This is a genomic window from Haloferax sp. ATCC BAA-644 (assembly GCF_000336975.1).
GTDB classification, from domain to species: Archaea; Halobacteriota; Halobacteria; order Halobacteriales; family Haloferacaceae; genus Haloferax; species Haloferax volcanii.
Map to the genome: position 1 here is coordinate 35,414 of NZ_AOLF01000038.1, position 18,390 is coordinate 53,803.

Genomic DNA, 18,390 nt, shown 5'->3' on the forward strand with positions numbered 1-18,390 from the left:
CTACCTCCCGCTATGGTTTTGCCGACCGCAACTCCTGAGCGCCGAGTCTCGACTCGGCGCGCCCCACGAGGTCGGCCGCATAGCTCAGTTGATTTGAACCGGAAACCACTGCGAACCGGTGCGAAGGAGGTCTACGTCTACGTTCTCGAACTCACGACTGCGTGAGGCCCGAGTCTCTGATATTCTCAGATTCATAACACATATTGATGACTACTCCGCGAGTACGACCCGAGTATGCCCTCTACAGATTCGGGAACAGAGTTTTGGTCTGCGATCCAGCGAGCGATACTCGGTGGACTCCTCGCCATCATCGCGATACTCGGGTTCGGTTGGACACGGCAACTGGCAGCCGGCAATATCCTCGTGGGTAGCTTCGGATTCCTCCTGTTCGTGGGTGCTGGCTACTGGATTTACTCCCTCTTTCGGATGGGCATTGACGAATGAGAGTGAGCGAGGCTTCGCGCCGTCGCTCCAATCGACCGCTTTCGAAGGAGATTTTCGACCCCGACCCAACGAGAGCACAATGAGCGACCTCGAACGAATCTGCGCGGTCGGCGACGTGCCCGACGACACGACCTTTCTCTTTCGGGTCCGCGCGGCCGACGACGCCGACAGTGACGCCGAGGAGCGCGAGGCCATCCTCGTCCGCACCGACGACGGCATCCGAGGGTGGCTGAACTACTGCATGCACCTGACGCACATCAAACTCGACAAGGGCTCGGGCGCGCCGATGCGCAACGGCGAGGTCATCTGCCAGAACCACGGCGCGTACTTCGAGGCCGACACGGGCTACTGCAACTACGGCCCGTGCGAGGGCGCGGTGCTCGACGACCTCGACGTCACGGTCGACGGCGACCACGTCTTCCTCTCGGACGACGAGTTCGACTACGTCGGGCAGGGCGAAATCGAGACCGACCCGGCCGACCGGAGTTCGAGTTCGAACGTCGAGTTCTGAGGGCGAGCGCGGCGGGCGCGACAGCAGATCTCAGTTCTCGTCGCCGCTGACGCTGTCGGCGTCGCCACCGTTGTCGGCGTCGTCGCTGCCCCCGTCGCCGCCGTAGTGGCGTCGCTCAACGTAGTCGTCGTAGAGCCGCGAGAGCAGTTTCGTCACCGGGCCGTCACCGACTTCGATGCCGTCGACCGTCTCTACGGGTCGGAGTTCCCACGTCGAGTTCGTGAGGAACGCCTCGTTCGCGTCGCGCACGTCGTCCGGCGTGAAGCGGCGCTCCCGAATCGGGATGTCTTCCTGTCGAGCGAGGTCGAGGACGACGCGGCGGGTGATGCCGGGGAGGACCGGGCCGTCGAGACTCGGCGTACAGAGCGCGTTATCGTCGACGAAAAAGAGGTTGCTCGTCGCACCCTCGGTGACGTAGCCGTCGGCGTCGAGCATGAGCGCCTCGTCCGCGCCGGTGACGCGGAGTTCGACGCGGGCGAGGATGCCGTTGAGGTAGTTGTGCGTCTTCGCCCGCGCGGGGAGCGACCGGTCTGGGATGCGCCGGGTCTTGACGGTCTGGACCGTCGCGGGGCCGTCCCACACCGGGTCGGAGCCGCGGCCGCCGCGAGCCAGCGGTTCCACGATGACGACGACGCGGGGGTCCACCGCCTCGGCCGGTGTGAGGCGGCCGCCCTGACTGCCGCGGGTGACCGAGAGCCTGACGTACGCCTCCTCGAGGTCGTTCGCCGCGAGCGTCTCGTCGATTCGCGCGCGAAGGTCGTCGTCGGACAGCCCGTGGTCCATCCCGAGCACGTCGCACGTCTCGGCCAGTCGGTCGGCGTGGGCGTCCCAGTGGAACACCTCGCCGCCGTAGGCGCGGAGCGTCTCGAAGGCCGCGTCGCCGTAGAGGAAGCCGCGGTCCGTGACCGGAATCGACGCCGACTCGGCGGGGACGAGGTCGCCGTCGACGTGGTAGCGAAGCGACCGCCCGCCGGCGTCTTCGTCGCTATCGCCGTCTCGCTCGCCGCCGTCGCCGCTCATCGCTCTGCACCCCACGCGTCGGCCGCCGGGCCGTCGCCGGCCGCGAGCGCGACGAAGTTGCGGACGATGTCCTTCCCCGAGTCGGTGAGGATGCTCTCGGGGTGGAACTGGACGCCGACGTGGGGCTTTTCGCGGTGGCGGACGCCCATCACGACTGCGGGCTCGTCGCCTTCTCCACTGTCGGAGCCGCCGGCGTCTGTGTCCTCTGCGACCGTGTAGGCGGTCACCGCCAACTCGGGGGGCACGTCGTCGTGTTCGACCGCGAGCGAGTGGTAGCGGCCGACTTCGATTCGCTCGGGCAGCCCCGAGAAGACGCCCGAACCGTCGTGTTCGACGAGCGAGGGCTTCCCGTGGACGACGTGGGGCGCGTGGCCGACGGGGCTTCCGAGGGCGGCGCAGAGCGACTGGTGGCCGAGACAGACGCCGAGCGTCGGGTAGTCGAGGTCGCGGAAGACCGAGACGGAGACGCCGGCCTCCGCGGGGGTGCCGGGACCGGGCGAGACGACGATGCCGTCGGGGTCGATGTCGCGGATGTCGGCGGCCGACAGTGCGTCGTTTCGATAGACGAGCACGTCGTCCGCGGCGTTCGAACCGCCCACGGCTCCGTCTCCGCTCTCCGCCCGCTCCTCGCGCGCCTCGGCGACCGCCTCGCCGACGTACTGGACGAGGTTGTAGGCAAAGGAGTCGTAGTTGTCGACGACGAGGATGCGCGTCATCGCTCGGCCCCCACGGCCATGCTCGCGCGCTCGCCGAGCGCCTCGTCGATGGCGGTGATGAGCGCCCGCGCCTTCGCCAGCGTCTCGTCGTACTCGCTGTCGGGGTCCGAATCGTGGACGATACCCGCGCCCACGCGGAGGTGGTACTCGTCCTCGAAGCGGACGAGCGTCCGGATGACGATGTTCAGCACCGCGCGGTCGTCGAAGCCGACGGCGAACATGCTCCCCGTGTAGGGGCCGCGCCGGGTGGCTTCGAGCTCGTCGATTATCTCCATCGTCCGGGGCTTCGGCGCGCCCGTGATGGTCCCGCCGGGAAACACCGCGGCGATGGCGTCAGCCAGACTGGTCCCCTCGCGGCGGGTCCCCTCGACCAGCGAGACGAGGTGCATCACCTCCGAGTAGCGGTCGACTCGGCGGTACTCCGTCACCTCGACCGAGCCGTACTCCGAGACTTTCCCGAGGTCGTTGCGTTCGAGGTCGACGAGCATCGCGTGTTCGGCGCGCTCCTTCTCGTCGGTCGTCAGGTCGGCCTCAAGCGCCTCGTCTTCCACGGGCGTCGCCCCCCGCGGGCGAGTGCCGGCGATGGGTTCGGTGACGAGGCGGTCGCCCTCGACGCGCAAGAGGAGCTCGGGGCTGGCGCTCACGAGGTCGACGCCGGGGAGTTCGAGCAGGCCGGAGTACGGCGCGGGGTTGACCTTCCGGAGCGCCGCGTAGGCGTCCACCGGGTGGACCGCGGCGGGCGCGACGAGTCGCTGGGAGAGGTTCGCCTGAAACGTGTCGCCGTCGCGGACGTACCGCTTCGCGGCGCGGACGCGGTCAGCGAACGCCTCGCGGCCGCAGGCGCTCTCGAACGTCGCCTCGTCGGCCTCGACGGGCGCGGCGACCGGGGCGGGGTCGCCCTCGACGGCCTCGACGGCGAGGTCGGTCGCCCGTCCCCGCGCCTCGTCGTAGACGGCGTCGAGGTCCGCGTCGGCCTCGACGGCCGGACAGCAGGTGACGCGAAGCGTCGTCTCGCCGTCGTCGGGCCGGGGGTCCGCCCACGACGCCACGAGGTCGTACAGGCCGAGTTGCAGGTGCGGGAGTCCCCGGTCGTCGGTCGTGTGCTCGGGGAGCGATTCGAGTTCGCGGGCCGTGTCGTACGAGAGCCAGCCGAACAGGCCGCAGGGGTACGGCACGTCGCAGTCGCCGCGGACGAGCGTCTCCGAATCGACGAGCGATTCGAGCGCGGCGAGGCTCGGCGCGGTGTCGACGCCGGGGTCGCCCCAGTCGTCGTCGGTCGGGGCGTCGGCGGTGGGGTCGTCGGTAGGGTCGTCGACGGTCAGGCGCGCTTCGGGGTCGACGCCGAAGGCTCCCCAGCCGGGTTGCCCGCCGGTCGTCTCGTAGAAGAAGCCGCCGGCATCCCGGCGGGCGCGTCGATAGGCGTCGAAGGGGTCCGAGACGGCGACGCGGACCTCGACGGGGACGCGCGCGCCGGCTGACGCGACCGCGGCGGTCGCGCGAAAGTCGTCGCGGTCGGTGACGACGGTCGGTGCGGTCATTACCCACACCAGTCCGTCCGCCGGGTAAACGGTTTCGCGACGTATCGACGAGCTGTCGAAAGCGGTCGTCAGTCGGGAGAACAGCCGCGTCGGTCGCTTCCGGGCGCGCGTCGGTTACGCCTCGCCGGCGCGGTCAATCCAGCGCTGGACCCGCTTCGGTGACACGTCGATTTCCTCGCCGACCTCGTCGGCGTCGGCCGCCGCGAGGTCCGCGATGGTCTCGATGCCGATTTCCGAGAGGCGCTCGGCGTACGCCGGGCCGATGCCGCGAATCGTGTCGACGGTGGGCGCGTCGGCGTCGTCGGCCGTCCCGTCGTCGGACTCTTCGTCTTCGACCTCCGCGTCGTCGGATTCCTCGTCCTCGGTCGCGTCTTCCGCTTCGGTCCCTTCTTCGTCCGGTTCCTCGGGTTCGTCCTCGTCTTCGACCTCGTCCTCGTCGGCGGCGGCGGATTCAGACTCGTCCTCGTCTTCGAGTTCCGGTTCGTCCTCGACCTCAGGTTCGCCGTCGACTTCGACCTCGGACTCGGACTCAGGCTCCGGTTCGACTGCTTCGTCTTCCGGTTCGGCTTCCTCGATGGCGTCGGCCGCCACCTCGGCGTCGTCGCGGGTGTCCTCGTCGTCCGCGTGGGACTCCGCGTCGGCCTCGGGTTCGACCGCGTCGTCGGCCTCTTCGTCCGCCGTCTCGTCCGCCGATTCCGTCTCCTCGACCGACTCTTTCACCGCGGTCTCGGTCTCGGTGTCCGGCTCCTCGCGTTCGGTTCTGGTGTCGCGTTCGACCGTAACGGTCGCCGTGTCGTCACGTCCGTCCGACGAGGAGGACGACGAGTCGCCACCAACGAGGGATTTCAAGAACGACGAAATAGTGTCAAGCAAGCCCATGTTACCTTCTCCTATGCAATCCCGTTATTTAAAAACCGGCGGCCTCAGTCGCTTTCGAGGTGGTTCCGGAGCGCGGCGTTCATCGACTCGACGGGGGCGTCGCGGCCGGTCCACAGTTCGAACGCTTCGACGCCCTGCAAGAGGAGCATCCACGCGCCGTCGATGGTGACCGCGCCGGCCGCGGCCGCCTCGCGGAGGAGTCGCGTTTCGAGCGGCGTGTAGACCGCGTCGAGCACGGCGAGGTCGCCGTGGAGGTACTCCGCGGAGACGGGCGTCTCGTCGGGTGACTCCATCCCGACGCTGGTCGCGTTGACGAGGGCGTCCGCCTCCCGAATCCGGTCGAGCGTGTCCAGTCCGCCGCCGGTCGCACCGGGGACGGCCGCGGCGAGTTCGACCGCGGTCTCGGCGGTCCGGTTGGCGACGTGGACCGACGCGCCCGCGTCGGCGAGGGCGAACGCGGCGGCGCGGCCCGCCCCGCCGGCACCGACGACCACGGCGTCCGTCCCGTCGAGGTCGACGCCGTGGCGCTCGAACGACCGGGTGACACCCGCCGCGTCGGTGTTGTAGCCCGTCGGCGTCTCCCCGCCGAAATCGACCGTGTTGACCGCGCCGATGCGCTCGGCCAGCGGGTCGGGGTCGACCAGTTCGAGCACGTCCTGTTTGAACGGGATGGTGACGTTCAGCCCCGAGACGCCGAGGGCGTCCGCGCCGTCGACGGCGGCCGCGATGTCGTCGCGGGCGGGTTCGAACGTGACGTACCGCGCGTCGAGGCCGGTTTCCTCGTAGGCCGCCTCGTGCATCGGCGGCGACAGCGAGTGGCCGACCGGGTTGCCGACGAGACCGTAGACTTGCATGGGCGGGAGGTGACCTGCCGACGATATAACTCGCCCGCCCGCGTCGGATTCCGCCGGGACTCGAACCGCGCTCGCGAGACCGGAGGGCGGCCGGCTTCGCGCTCCCGTGAGAGTTCGTCGCGGACGTACCGTGTACCGGCGCGCTTTTGGTCTCCCGTCGGTCTACTCCCGCGTATGTCGGCACTCGCAACCTTGCTTTCCTTCGATACCGCGCTCCTCGTGGCGGGTATCGTCGGGCTTTATCTCGGGGCCGAAGCGCTCGTCGAGGGCGCTTCCCGACTCGCAATCGGTCTCGGCCTCCGGGCGGCTATCGTCGGTGTGACTATCGTCGCGTTCGCGACGACGACGCCAGAACTGTTCGTCGCGGTCCTGAGCGGGTTGGGATACAGCGCCGACCTCGGACTCGGTGCCATCGTCGGCTCCAACATCGCCAACATCGGTCTCGTGCTCGGCATCTCGGCGCTCATCCAGCCGATGGGCGTCTCGACGACGACGCTCCGCCGACACGTCCCGTTTATGATCGCCGCGGCGGTCGCGCTCGTCGCGCTCGGCATGGACGGAAACCTCAGCGCCGCCGACGGAGTCGTCCTCCTGCTCATCCTCGTCGCGTTCACGGGCTATCTGCTCTACCGCGCGCGGTCCGCGAAGGCCGACGCCCTCGGCACGGACGAAATCGACATCGAGGACGAAGACGAGGTGTCCGCGCAGTTCAAGGACGTGCTCTATCTCGGTCTCGGGTTGCTCCTCCTGTTCGTCGGCTCGAACTGGCTCATCCAGGGCGGGCAGGGACTGCTCGAAGCCTTCGGATTCGGTCCGCGATTCATCGGGTTGACCGTCCTCGCGTTCGGCACGTCGCTGCCCGAACTCGCGGCGTCGGTCATCAGCGCGGTCCGCGGCGAGTCGGAGTTCAGCATCGGCAACGTCGTCGGCTCGAACATCTACAACGTCGTCGCCGTCCTCGGCATCCTCGCCATCATGGTCCCCGTGAACGTCCCCGCGAGCACCATCTCGCTGGACTTCCCGGCGCTCCTCGCGTTCACCTTCGGGGTCATCGCGCTGATGCTCCGCAACCACAACGTGTCCCGATTCGACGGCGGTATCCTCGTCGGCGGCTATCTCGTCTTCTTCTGGCTTATCCTCCCGTAATCGGTGTCTGTCGCGGTGACATTCGTCACTCGCGCCCGTCTCGGGAGATTTCGGGGCCACGGCCTCCGCGGTCGCCAATGACCGGCGCGTCCGCGGCGACGACGGCGCGACCGAGGTCCCGCCCGCGGTCGAGGACCGACCGGCCGCCCTCGCCGCTTCCGACGCCCTTTTCGCCGCCCTCGGCGACCCTCGTACCGTGATTGGAATCGTCGTCAGCCGCGCCGACAGCGCATCGGTTCACATCGGCGAGCACCTGCTCGAACTCGCTGACTGGGACGAACGAACCGACGGGGACCGACCCGACGCCGACGGCGGCGGCACCGTCTTCGCACGGGACGGCTTCGAACTCCGCGAGTTCGACGACCTGCACATCGACCTCGACGACCCCGCCGCGGCGTTCGGCGCCGACCTCGACGTCCTCGTCGTCGTCTCCCGGCACGCCGGCGAGACCGGCCCGCTTCTGACCGCGCACTTCACCGGGAACTTCGGCCCCGCCGACTACGGCGGCGAGCCGGGTCGATTCGCCCGCGCGTGCCCTAACGCCCAGCGCGCCGTCGTCGAGGCGCTCCGCGACCGTGCCCCCGACGGCTACGAAGTCGGCATCGAGGCGACCCACCACGGCCCGACCGAGCCGACCGTCCCCTCGATGTTCGTCGAACTCGGCAGCGACGAGGCGCAGTGGGGCGACCCCGAGGGAGCCCGCGCGGTCGCGGCGGCCGTCCTCGACATCGAGGGCGTCGCGCCCGACGCGGACCGCCAACTCGTCGGCTTCGGCGGCGGCCACTACGCCCCGCGGTTCGAGCGCGTCCTCCGCGAGACCGACTGGCGCGTCGGTCACATCGCCGCCGACTGGCAACTCGAGGCGATGGGCGCGCCCGAGGACAACCGCGACGTGCTCCGCCGGGCGTTCGAGGCGTCGGCGGCCGACCTCGCGCTGGTCGACGGCGACCGCGACGACCTCGCGGCCGCCCTCGAAGCCGAGGGGTTCCGGGTCGTCTCCGAGACGTGGGTCCGCGAGACCGCGGGCGTCCCCCTCGACCGCGTCGCCGCTCTCGAAGCCGACGTGACGACCGTCGAGGAGGGGCTCCGCTTCGGCGCGCGCGTCGACGCCGACGACTACGAGGTCGTCTCGCTGCCCGACGGCCTGCTCGGCGAGGCGCAGGGCATCGACCTCGACGCCGCGCTCTCCGCCGTCCGCGAGACCACCGTCGCCTTCCACACGACCGAGGGCGGGACGCGCGCGGTGGGCCGCGCCGCGGTCGCGGGCGACGGCTACGACGAACTCGTGTCGCGGCTCTGCGACGTGCTGCGCGAGAAGTACGACAGCGTCGTCCGCGACGACGGGGCGGTCACGGCGACCACGCGCGCCTTCGACCCCGCCGCCGCACGCGAGTTCGGCGTCCCCGAGGGGCCGGCGTTCGGCAAGCTCTCGGCCGGGCAGTCCGTCGAGGTCGACGGCGAGACCGTCGCGCCCGAGGACGTGTCGAAAGAGCGACTCGTCGAGTTCTCGGTGTAGTCGCCATCGGGACGCAACCGACCGATTTCGGCCGGAGAGGCGGTCCGTGCCGCGAGCTCACATGTCACGTTTCGGCACGAATCGGCGGCTCGTCGGACGGATGTCTGACGCGAGGGGGAAAGATAATTAGTCGTCCTCCGTAAACCGTCTCCATAAATATGGACTCTATCGTCGGCGACGCAATTGACGAGGCCGAGGCCGAGGACATGGGGGATGAGTCGGCTCAGGTCGACGGCGCGGCCAACATCAACCGGTCCGGGACGATGACTGACGACGAACTGAAAGCGGTTCTCAAAGACCTCCAGACCAACATCACGGTGGTCGGGTGCGGCGGTGCCGGCGGCAACACCGTCAACCGGATGCACGAGGAGGGAATCAAGGGGGCGAAGCTCGTCGCCGCCAACACCGACGTGCAGCACCTCGTGGAAATCGGGGCCGACACGAAGATTCTCATGGGCGAGCAGAAGACCCAGGGCCGCGGCGCGGGGTCGCTCCCGCAGGTCGGTGAGGAGGCCGCCCTCGAATCCCAAGAGGAGATCTACGACGCCATCGAGGGCTCCGACATGGTGTTCGTCACCGCCGGACTCGGCGGCGGCACCGGCACCGGTTCGGCCCCCGTCGTCGCCAAGGCGGCCCGCGAGTCGGGCGCGCTCACCATCGCCATCGTCACGACGCCCTTTACGGCCGAAGGCGAGGTGCGACGGACGAACGCCGAGGCCGGTCTCGAACGGCTCCGCGACGTGTCGGACACGGTCATCGTCGTCCCGAACGACCGCCTGCTCGACGCCGTGGGCAAACTCCCCGTCCGGCAGGCGTTCAAGGTCTCCGACGAGGTGCTGATGCGCTCGGTCAAGGGCATCACCGAACTCATCACCAAGCCCGGTCTCGTCAACCTCGACTTCGCCGACGTGAAGACCGTCATGGAACGCGGCGGCGTCGCCATGATCGGTCTCGGCGAGTCCGACTCCGAGTCCAAGGCTCAGGAGTCCGTCAAGTCCGCCCTCCGCTCGCCGCTTCTCGACGTGGACATCTCCGGTGCGAACTCCGCGCTCGTCAACGTCACCGGCGGTTCGGACATGAGCATCGAGGAGGCCGAGGGCGTCGTCGAGGAGATTTACGACCGCATCGACCCCGACGCGCGCATCATCTGGGGGACCTCCGTCGACGACGAACTCGAAGGCATGATGCGGACGATGATCGTCGTTACCGGCGTCGAGTCACCCCAAATCTACGGCCGAAACGGGGAGGCACAGGCGCAGGCCGAAGAGCGTCTCGAAGACATCGACTACGTCGAGTAGTCGCCGTCGTCGGCGACGCGGCCGGGAACGCGTCCACCGCGCTCGCGGTCCGGATGCCCTCCGTTCTCCTCCCCTCGCGTTCCGCGTAGCGGCGTCAATCCGTCGAATTCGGCGTTTTCGCCCGCGTTCGGCTCCGAATCCGACCCGCCGGTGCATCAATAGATAGAAAAAGCCCGACGCCGTAGGCCCCAGCAACATGGACGTCAAGTACGATCTGAACAGCTACGTTCGCGTGTTGAAACTCGCGAGCACCCCGTCCTGGCAGGAGTTCTCCCAGATCTCCAAAATCGCCGGTGCGGGTATCTTCCTCGTCGGACTGCTCGGCTTCATCATCTTCGCGGTCATGAGCTTCCTCCCCGGAGGGGTCTGAGATGCCCATCTTCGCCGTGAAGACCACTGCTCGCCAGGAGCAGACGGTTGCGGACATGATCGCGACGAAGGAGTTCGAACAGATTCACGCCGTCCTCGCGCCCGACTCGCTCACGAGTTACGTGATGGTCGAGGCCGACGACGACGGCATCGTCACGCGTGTCCTCGAAGAGATTCCCCACGCTCGCGGCCTCGTCGAGAGCGGCGGCGCGGTCGGCACCTCCAGCATGGCCGAAGTCGAGCACTTCCTCTCTCCGACGCCGGACGTGGAGGGCATCGCGGAGGGCGACATCGTCGAACTCATCGCCGGCCCGTTCAAAGGCGAGAAGGCGCGCGTCCAGCGCATCGACGAGACGAAAGACCAGGTCACCGTCGAACTGTACGAGGCGACGGTCCCGATTCCGGTCACCGTCCGCGGCGACCAGATTCGCGTCCTCGACTCCGAAGAGCGGTAGGCGTCCGCCCCGACGAAGGGTTCTTCTCTCTCAGTTTTCGGCTCGACGCGGCGCGTGACGAGCGGTGTAGCGGCGCGTCCCCGGTGACTCCCATGCCCCCCGACAGTCCCCGACGAGCGCCGTCTCGGGCGAGCAGCGTCGCGTCCCACCGCGACCGCGACCCGCCGGTCTCGCGTGGCCTTACAGCGCGCCCTGCTCACGGAGCGTCTCGACGACGCTGTTGAGGTCCGCGTCCGCCTCGACGGCGTCTTTCACGTCCTCGCGGATGCGGACGGCCGAGGAATCGGCGTCGTACGCGCGGACGAACTCGGCGCGGGTGTGCTCGTCGAAGGCGTGGCGAATCGCGAAGTAGCCCTCGGGAACGACCGTCCCACACACCTTGCACTCGTGGCGCTCGTGGTCCACCGTCTGGTGGATAACCGCGCTTTCCACGTCTTCGAACCGACCGTCACACCCTTCGATGCCGCACTTCCACCGGGACATGTTCCCTCCGACGGCCGTGAGCCACAAAACGGTTTCTTCGACCGGCCGCCGTTCGACAAATAGCAACCACTAACTGGTGGCTGACCCGACCGTATCGTGTGAGCGCGACCACGACGACGCGGGTCGATATGCACGTGAAGATTCTCGACGAGCGGGTGGTCTCTCGCGCGAAAGCCCGCGGCATCGACGTGCTCGTCTACGCGCCGCACTTCGTCCGCCTGCCCGACGCTCGCGCCCGCGCGGCGCGATTCTCCGACGACGACCTGCTCGTGGTCCCCGCCCGCGAGGTGTTCACGGGGTCGTGGCGCGACCGCAAACACGTCCTCGCGGTCGGGCTCTCGGACCCCGTTCCCGACTTCATCACTCTCGACGGAGCCTTCGCGGAGTTCGACCGGCAGGGCGCGGCGACGCTCGTCCCCCACCCGACGTTCCTGACGGTGAGTCTCACCGCCGAGGACGTGGCCGCCCGCCGCGACGACATCGACGCCGTCGAGACGTACAACACGAAGGCCCTGCCGCGGGACAACCGCCGCGGGCGCGACATCGCCCGCGAGACGGGGCTGCCCGGCTTCGCGTCGTCGTACGCGCACCTCCGTGGCACCGTCGGTGAGGCGTGGACCGAGTTCGACCGCGACATCGGCTCCGAGGCCGACCTCATCGCCGCGCTCTGCGACGGGGCCGAACGTCGGGTCGTTCGCCGCACCGGCGTCTCCCACGGGTTCCGCGGCGCGGCCGAGTTCGCCCACCTCGGCTACGAGAACTCGTGGGGGAAAATCGACCGACTCCTGCTCTCGGGGATGGAGCCGACACATCCGAATCACATCGCCTACGACGGCCGGTTCGACGACGTGAGCGTCTACTGATTCGCAACATCTCTTCGAGCGCGCCCGACCGCGCCAGCGTCGCGGCCGCCCCGCCCTCAGACCACCGCGGTGAACGACGCCGCGGCGTCCGCGAGGGACACGTCGAGCGAAAAGAGGAAGTAGTGGACGCCCGCGAGGACGCCGAGTTCGGCGACCGTGACGACGACGGTCACCGCATCGGCGTGTTTCGAACTGGTCGCCACGCCGGTCGGCAGGTCGTACTCCTGCGGCGACAGCGGGTAGAACAGCGCGATGCCGCGCTTCGAGCCGACCATGTCGAGGACGTAGTGGGTGGCGACGCCGATCCAGACGAACTGGAGGTTGCCGAAGACGAGCGGGAACGCGAGGAATATCGCCAGCACCGGGAGGTTGTGGAGCGTCTTGCGGTGTTTGCCGAAGGCGGTGTCCACGTCGGGAAACAGCGCGCCGAGGACGACCGGAAGCGACAGTTGGCCGATTTTCTGAGCGAGGAGGAACGCCGAATCCATCGTCGGTTCGAACGACCGCGGGTCCACGGTGAGGATGACGCCGAGCCCGAGCGCCAACAGGATGGCGTTGAGCACGTGTCCCTTCTTGTTCATGGATGCAGACTGGTCCGGCGGGATACAAAGCTTTCCCACGGAACCGACCGACGGCGGCCGTGCGGCCGGCTCAGCCGGTCGTGACGGACTCGAGTTCCTCGCGGAGGAGCGCCAGCGCCCCGCGCGCAATCCGTTCTTTCACTTGCGTCCGCGACCCGTCGTACTCGAAGCGCTCGACGCGGGCGTAGGAGTCGCCGGACCCCCACGGTGCGGCGAAGGCGACGCCGACGAAGACGGTCCCGACCGGTTTGCCGGGCAGGCCGCCCTCCGGGCCGGCGATGCCCGTCGTCGCCAGCCCCCACGTCGCGTCGGCCACGTCGCGGACGCCGGCGGCCATCTCGCGGGCGACGGCCTCGGAGACGGCCCCGTGTTCGTCCAGCGACTCCCGCGAGACCGCCAGTTCGTGGCGCTTGGCGTCGTAGGAGTAGGTGACGAGCGAGCGGTCGAAGTAGTCGCTGGAGCCGGGCACGTCGGTCAGGAGCGACCCGATGAGGCCGCCGGTGCAGGACTCCGCGACGGCGACGGTGTGGCCCGCCTCGCGGAGGGCGTCGCCGGCGCGGACCTCCTCGGGCGGGTCGGATGCGAACTCGCGCATACGACCGACGACGGGCGGTCGGGACAAAAGCGGTCGGGAGCGGGAAACGATGGTTGCGGTCGGGTCGGGTCGCGGCCGGCACCGACGCGACCGGGCAAAAGTCCTCCGGCGGTTCCGAGACCGAGAAGTACACAAAGCCCCGCGGTGTCGGGTCCGACATGGACATCGACGTTGAGCCGACGGAGCGACCCGACGCCGACGAAGACGACGCCGGCGACGCCGGCGACGGCGGGCCGGCCGAAATCGAGGTGGAAGTCACCGACCCCGACGAGGTCACCTCGACCGACACCGAGGGCCTTCCAGATGGTATCGACGCGCCCGACTACGTCCTCTACGGCGGCAAGGGCGGCGTCGGAAAGACCACGATGGCCGCGGCGACGGCGCTCGCCAGCGCGGCCGACGGCACCGCGACGCTCGTCGTCTCCACGGACCCCGCGCACTCTCTTTCCGACACGCTCGGCGTGCCGGTCCCGAACAAGCCGAGTCGCATCCGTGAGGAGATGCCCCTCTACGCGGCCGAAATCGACCCCGACGCGGTCATGGAAGGACCGTTCGCTGGCGGCGACGGCGCGGACGAGGGCTTCGACGACGAGACCGACTACGACACCGGCGAGTACGACGACGACAACCCCTTCGCCGGCGGCGGCTCGGGTGACGCTGACTCCCCGTTCGGCGGCATGGGCGGTCTCGAAGACCTCCTCGGCGGCGACGGGCCGATGGGGATGGGCGGGCCGATGCCCGGCGCGGACGAGGCCGCGGCGATGCAGCAGCTCCTCGAATACATGGACGACCCGCGGTTCGACCGCGTCGTCATCGACACCGCGCCCACGGGTCACACGCTCCGCCTGCTCGAACTCCCCGAGCTGATGGACTCCATGCTCGGCCGCATCGCTCGCATGCGCCAGCGGTTCTCCGGCATGATGGACAACCTCAAGGGGATGTTCGGCGGCGGCCCCGACGACCCGCAGGCGGGGATGGCGGACCTCGACGACCTCCGCGAGCGAATCGAGCGCCTGCGCGCGGTCCTCCGGGACCCGACGCGGACCGATTTCCGCGTCGTCATGATTCCCGAGGAGATGAGCGTCGTGGAGTCCAAGCGCCTCGTCTCGCGGCTCGACGAGTTCGACATCCCCGTCCAGACCCTCGTCGTCAACCGCGTGATGGAGTCCGTCGAGGACGTGGCGAACGTGGACCCCGAGTGGATAGAGTCGCCCGACTTGGAGAACTGCGGCTTCTGTCAGCGCCGGTGGCAGGTCCAACAGGACGCGCTCCGGTCGGCGACGAACCTCTTCCGCGGCCGCGACGTGAAACGGGTGCCGCTGCTCGCGGAACAGGTACAGGGCGAAGATGCCCTTCGGGTCGTCGCGACCTGTCTCGACTAGCGGCGAGCGGGCCTGCGACGCGGATAGACGGCGCGTTTCAGGGAAGTTTGCGGGCGAAACCGTAGAGCGCGTCGCGCCACGCGTCGGGCAGGAAGCGCGCGAGGACGCCGATGCGGGCGACGGTTCCGGGCTGGTAGCGCGCCCGCGGCTTGGTCGAACTCGCGGCGTTGACGATATCCTCCGCGACCCGTTCGGGCGGAATCGCGCCGGGGCCGCCCCCGCCGAGCGCCTGCGAGTCGTCGAACAGTTTGTAGAGTTTCTCGTACGCGCCCGAGCGGTCGAGGCCGTCGGCCTCGTCGCCGTCGCCGTTGACCTCGGCTTCGACGCGATTCGAGAACCGCGTCTCGACCGGGCCGGGCTCGATGAGGACGGCGTCGACGCCGTACTCCTCGACTTCCGTTCGGAGCGCGTCGGTCATCGCTTCGAGGGCGAACTTCGAGCCGGCGTAGACGCCGGTCCCGGGGAAGGCAACGCGGCCGACGACGCTGGAGACGTTGACGATGGTGCCGTCGCCCTGCGAGCGCATGTGGGGCAACGCGGCGCGGACGAGTCGGTGCGGGCCGTAGACGTTCACGTCGAACTGGTCGTGGACCTTCCCGGTCGGCACGTCCTCGACGGGGCCCATCTGACCGTAGCCGGCGTTGTTGACGAGGCAGTCGATGCGGCCCTGCTCGTCGACGATGCGGTCGACGACGCGGTCGACGTCCCCCTGGTCGGTCACGTCGAGCGTCGCGATGTTCGCGCCGCGTTCCCCCAGCGTCTCGATGTCGGCCGGGTTCCGGGCGGTGGCGTAGACCTCCCACTCCTCGTCGAGGAAGTCGAGCGCCGTCGCGCGCCCGATACCCGAGGAGCATCCGGTGATGAGGACCGTCTTTTGATGCACGTCGGTAGGTCGAACCGCGCGCTGTTAAGTGTACGCGGTTCGCCACGATTGGGCCGCGCTCAGTCTTCGTACTGGGCCTTCGCCTCGTCGGCGTACGCGTCGGCCAACCGGGTCGGCTCGGGGAGCTTGTACGACCCAGAGAGCCGGGAGACGAGTTCGACCGTCGTCGCCGCGGAGAGGCGGTGGCCGGGGCTGACGTACAGCGGGTTCACGACGGGCCGCGAGTCGTACTGCCGCGACTGGAAGGCGTAGCCGATGGTCGTCTCCGAGTCGGCGGGGTGGCCGCCGACCGGGTCGACCGAGTCGTCGGCGCGAATCGGCGTTCGCCAGCCCTCCGGCCGACCGTCCGCGTCCTCGTCGGGTGTCCCGCAGAGGAGGGACTTGGCGACGCCGATGCTCGGCGCGTCGCAGACGACGCCGAGGTGGGTGGCGAGGCCGGCCTGCCGGAAGTGGATGCGTCCGGAGCCGTCGAAGACGAGCAGGTCGGGGTCACAGTCGAGTTCGGCGAGCGCGTCGAGGATGGGACCGCCCTCGCGGAACGAGAGCAGGCCGGGGATGTACGGCAAATCGAGGTCGGACACGGCGTGGACGCGCTCGACGACCTCGCCGCCGCGGAGGACGACGACGGCGCTCAGCGCGCGGTCGTCCAGAAACGACTGGTCGATACCGGCGACGAGCGGCGGCGAGTCGGCCGCGGCGTCGGCGTCGCCGTCAAGCGCCGTCGCTTCCGTGAGCGTCTGGTGCTCCGTCTCGGGGGACGCGAGCGAGACGGCCGCTGGGTCGAACGGGAGGTCGTCTTCGAAGACGGCGGCCTCGGCGACGCGGCGCTGGAGCGACTCCATCTCGTCGCGCGAGAGACCGGGGCGGGGCGCGAGGTCGGGGCGGGCCGGCCGCATCTCAGAACCGACCGCGGCCGGGGCCGCCGGGACCACCGGGGCCGCGCCCGCCGAGCGACATCTGCGAGGGGACGCTCCGGCGACCCTTCACGCGCTGGCCGTAGGCGAGGCCGATGACGAGCCCGATGAGGTGCGCGAAGTGGGCGATGCCGTCGGCGCTCTGGCTGACGAAGAAGAACACCGAGATGCCCGCGAACCCGAGCGTGAACAGCCACAGCGGCACGGGGATGATGAAGTACAGGTAGATACGGAGCCCCGGATTGAGGACCGTCAGGACGCCGAGGACGGCCATGATGGCTCCGCTCGCGCCGACGACGGCGCTCAGGCTCCCCGGCGACAGGAGCATCGACGAGCCGACCTGCGCGAGTCCGGCGAGCATCCCGCTGACGAGGAACAGCGCCGAGAACTTCCGCGAGCCGACGTAGCGCTCCACCAGCGGGCCGAAGAAGAACAGCACGATGGAGTTGCCGACGATGTGGTAGAAGCCGCCGTGGGCGAATATCGAGGTGACCCACGTCCAGACGTACTCGGGGTGGATGCTCGTGAGGTAGAACGCGCTAATCGAGAGGTTGGACAGTCCGAGGAACTGCTCTAAGACGAGCTGTGAGAAGAACGTGAGCCACATCAGCGCGAGGAACAGGTAGGTGACGTTCCCGCGGAAGTAGCCGAACACGCCGCCAGCGCCCGTGAGCGAACTCAAGAGGCCGCCGCCGCGGCCGCCCTCATTGTTCACGGAATCGTCGAAAGAGCTATCGAAGACGCCGGCGGGGTCGTCCCAGTCGGAGAGCCCCGTGCAGTCGTGGTTCTCGGGGAGGCGGTGTTCGGAACAGAACGTCCCGCCACACCGCGAGCAGCGGTACGGCAGACTCTCGTCTTTGCCGCACACGTCGCAGATAGGCATTACCAACGCCTTACGGCGGCGAGATAAAAAGGGGTTCCCTCATAGATGAGGCGTGTTGACGCACCTCTTGATTAGAAGACGAATTCGAACCGCAGACGCCTCAAGCGCCCGGAATAGCCGATTTTCAGGTCGACTGTTGTCTCTCGTCGGCGCGGGCGACGCTGTCGCTCTCGGCAGTCGTCGCGCGAGAAATACGAGATTACGCGTCTTCGTCGGACGCTTCGTCGGCGTCTTCGGCCGCCTCGTCGGCGGGCGTGAAGTTCGTGGGAACGACGGTCGGGTGCTGAAGCCCGAGGCGGGGTTGCTTGGCTGCCATGCTCGTCTCGACGTAGCCGACACAGGGACTAAAGATTACCCATGCGCATAATTTATCCGTCGGTGCGCCGGACATAACTGTCGGGTATCTGTGGCGACGACGGCGGTCGGTCTCCTGCTCGGACGGTCCTCGGGGAGCCGCGGACGGGCGCGGCGGCTCTCGGTCGAAGGCGGCGTCGAAAAAAGCGCGCGGTTGAAGTCGCTTACGCGAAGTTCTCTTCGTAGAGGTCCATCGCGTGCTCGATGGCGTCCTTGGCGGCCTGCTTGTCCTCCCAGCCCTGCGTCTCGACTTCCTTGCCGGCCTCGAGGTTCTTGTAGGTCGCGAAGAACTCGTCAATCTCGTCGAGCGTCTGCTGCGGGATGTCGTCGAGGTCCTCGATGTGGTCGTAGCGGGGGTCCTCGACGGGGACGGCGATGACCTTGTCGTCCTGCTCGCCGTCGTCGTCCATCTTCATGAGCGCGACCGGGCGTGCCTCGATGACACAGCCGGGGAACGTCTGGTCCTCGACGAGGACGAGCACGTCGAAGGGGTCCTCGTCGTCGTAGTACGTCTGCGGGATGAAGCCGTAGTCCGACGGGTAGTGGACGTTGGAGTGGAGCACGCGGTCGAGGACGACGCCGGGGATGTCCTTGTCGTACTCGTACTTGTTGCGCTCGCCTTTGAGGCACTCGACGACTGCGTAGATTTCGTCCGGCGCGTTCGGGCCGGTCTCCATATCTTCCCAGAGGTTCACCATACCGAATC

21 protein-coding genes are annotated in these 18,390 nt (G+C 68.7%); 9 read left to right on the forward strand and 12 right to left on the reverse strand.

Annotated elements, in window-relative coordinates:
* Positions 1-234: 234 nt before the first annotated feature.
* Together C458_RS16785 and C458_RS16790 are read left to right on the forward strand one after the other, a co-directional pair.
* Positions 235-444 (forward strand): hypothetical protein, encoded by a 210-nt coding sequence (locus tag C458_RS16785; protein WP_008577517.1) that lies wholly within the window; start codon positions 235-237, stop codon positions 442-444.
* Between the two features lie 79 nt (positions 445-523).
* Positions 524-955, forward strand: a complete 432-nt coding sequence (locus C458_RS16790) for a Rieske 2Fe-2S domain-containing protein (RefSeq protein ID WP_008577519.1) — start codon at positions 524-526, stop codon at positions 953-955.
* Between the two features lie 30 nt (positions 956-985).
* Here C458_RS16790 and C458_RS16795 read toward each other — a convergent pair whose 3' ends face one another.
* From C458_RS16795 to C458_RS16815, 5 genes are all read right to left on the reverse strand, one after another.
* A complete protein-coding gene (locus C458_RS16795; protein WP_008577521.1) occupies positions 986-1,975 on the reverse strand; it encodes an aminotransferase class IV in 990 nt (329 codons plus the stop codon).
* Positions 1,972-2,691: an aminodeoxychorismate/anthranilate synthase component II gene (locus C458_RS16800; protein WP_008577523.1), complete on the reverse strand. Its 720-nt coding sequence runs from the start codon at positions 2,689-2,691 to the stop codon at positions 1,972-1,974. The genes C458_RS16795 and C458_RS16800 overlap by 4 nt, the downstream gene beginning before the upstream one ends.
* The gene (gene pabB / locus C458_RS16805; RefSeq protein WP_008577525.1) at positions 2,688-4,229 is read right to left on the reverse strand and encodes an aminodeoxychorismate synthase, component I; all 1,542 of its coding nucleotides are present in this window, start codon (positions 4,227-4,229) and stop codon (positions 2,688-2,690) included. The genes C458_RS16800 and pabB overlap by 4 nt, the downstream gene beginning before the upstream one ends.
* A 114-nt stretch (positions 4,230-4,343) precedes the next feature.
* Positions 4,344-5,108, reverse strand: coding sequence for a helix-hairpin-helix domain-containing protein (locus C458_RS16810; protein ID WP_008577527.1), 765 nt, complete (start codon positions 5,106-5,108; stop codon positions 4,344-4,346).
* 44 nt (positions 5,109-5,152) lie between these two features.
* A complete protein-coding gene (locus tag C458_RS16815) occupies positions 5,153-5,962 on the reverse strand; it encodes a shikimate dehydrogenase (RefSeq protein ID WP_008577529.1) in 810 nt (269 codons plus the stop codon).
* Between the two features lie 174 nt (positions 5,963-6,136).
* On the opposite strand from C458_RS16815, the gene C458_RS16820 reads away from it, so the two are divergent.
* The 5 genes from C458_RS16820 to C458_RS16845 all read left to right on the forward strand — a co-directional run bounded on the left by C458_RS16820 (position 6,137) and on the right by C458_RS16845 (position 10,746).
* Entirely contained in the window at positions 6,137-7,108 is a 972-nt protein-coding gene (locus C458_RS16820) for a calcium/sodium antiporter (RefSeq protein WP_004064932.1), read from the forward strand.
* 196 nt (positions 7,109-7,304) lie between these two features.
* Positions 7,305-8,624 (forward strand): D-aminoacyl-tRNA deacylase, encoded by a 1,320-nt coding sequence (locus C458_RS16830; protein WP_008577532.1) that lies wholly within the window; start codon positions 7,305-7,307, stop codon positions 8,622-8,624.
* Between the two features lie 158 nt (positions 8,625-8,782).
* Positions 8,783-9,922: a cell division protein FtsZ gene (ftsZ, locus tag C458_RS16835; protein WP_004064924.1), complete on the forward strand. Its 1,140-nt coding sequence runs from the start codon at positions 8,783-8,785 to the stop codon at positions 9,920-9,922.
* A gap of 196 nt (positions 9,923-10,118) precedes the next feature.
* Positions 10,119-10,292, forward strand: a complete 174-nt coding sequence (locus C458_RS16840; RefSeq protein ID WP_004044219.1) for a protein translocase SEC61 complex subunit gamma — start codon at positions 10,119-10,121, stop codon at positions 10,290-10,292.
* 1 nt (position 10,293) lies between these two features.
* Positions 10,294-10,746: a transcription elongation factor Spt5 gene (locus C458_RS16845; protein WP_004044218.1), complete on the forward strand. Its 453-nt coding sequence runs from the start codon at positions 10,294-10,296 to the stop codon at positions 10,744-10,746.
* A gap of 180 nt (positions 10,747-10,926) precedes the next feature.
* On the opposite strand, the gene C458_RS16850 is transcribed toward C458_RS16845, so the two are convergent.
* Positions 10,927-11,229, reverse strand: a complete 303-nt coding sequence (locus C458_RS16850) for a hypothetical protein (RefSeq protein ID WP_007274363.1) — start codon at positions 11,227-11,229, stop codon at positions 10,927-10,929.
* A 98-nt stretch (positions 11,230-11,327) separates the two neighbouring features.
* Here C458_RS16850 and C458_RS16855 point away from each other — a divergent pair, with 98 nt between their 5' ends.
* Positions 11,328-12,092 (forward strand): PHP-associated domain-containing protein, encoded by a 765-nt coding sequence (locus C458_RS16855; RefSeq protein WP_008577533.1) that lies wholly within the window; start codon positions 11,328-11,330, stop codon positions 12,090-12,092.
* A gap of 56 nt (positions 12,093-12,148) precedes the next feature.
* Here C458_RS16855 and C458_RS16860 read toward each other — a convergent pair whose 3' ends face one another.
* Positions 12,149-12,673, reverse strand: a complete 525-nt coding sequence (locus C458_RS16860) for a metal-dependent hydrolase (protein ID WP_008577535.1) — start codon at positions 12,671-12,673, stop codon at positions 12,149-12,151.
* Positions 12,674-12,743: 70 nt separating this feature from the next.
* Positions 12,744-13,268, reverse strand: a complete 525-nt coding sequence (locus C458_RS16865; RefSeq protein ID WP_008577536.1) for a CinA family protein — start codon at positions 13,266-13,268, stop codon at positions 12,744-12,746.
* A gap of 158 nt (positions 13,269-13,426) precedes the next feature.
* Between C458_RS16865 and C458_RS16870 the strand changes: the two genes are divergently transcribed.
* Positions 13,427-14,650, forward strand: a complete 1,224-nt coding sequence (locus C458_RS16870; RefSeq protein ID WP_049897056.1) for a TRC40/GET3/ArsA family transport-energizing ATPase — start codon at positions 13,427-13,429, stop codon at positions 14,648-14,650.
* A gap of 37 nt (positions 14,651-14,687) precedes the next feature.
* Here the strand turns inward: C458_RS16870 and C458_RS16875 are convergent, their stop codons facing one another.
* From C458_RS16875 to C458_RS16890, 4 genes are all read right to left on the reverse strand, one after another.
* Positions 14,688-15,533: an SDR family oxidoreductase gene (locus tag C458_RS16875; protein ID WP_008577540.1), complete on the reverse strand. Its 846-nt coding sequence runs from the start codon at positions 15,531-15,533 to the stop codon at positions 14,688-14,690.
* A gap of 59 nt (positions 15,534-15,592) precedes the next feature.
* Positions 15,593-16,429: an endonuclease V gene (locus C458_RS16880; protein ID WP_049897055.1), complete on the reverse strand. Its 837-nt coding sequence runs from the start codon at positions 16,427-16,429 to the stop codon at positions 15,593-15,595.
* Position 16,430: 1 nt separating this feature from the next.
* On the reverse strand, positions 16,431-17,330 hold the full coding sequence (locus C458_RS16885) for a rhomboid family intramembrane serine protease (RefSeq protein ID WP_008577545.1): 900 nt from the start codon (positions 17,328-17,330) through the stop codon (positions 16,431-16,433).
* A gap of 518 nt (positions 17,331-17,848) precedes the next feature.
* Entirely contained in the window at positions 17,849-18,382 is a 534-nt protein-coding gene (locus tag C458_RS16890; protein WP_008577548.1) for an inorganic diphosphatase, read from the reverse strand.
* Positions 18,383-18,390 lie beyond the last annotated feature (8 nt).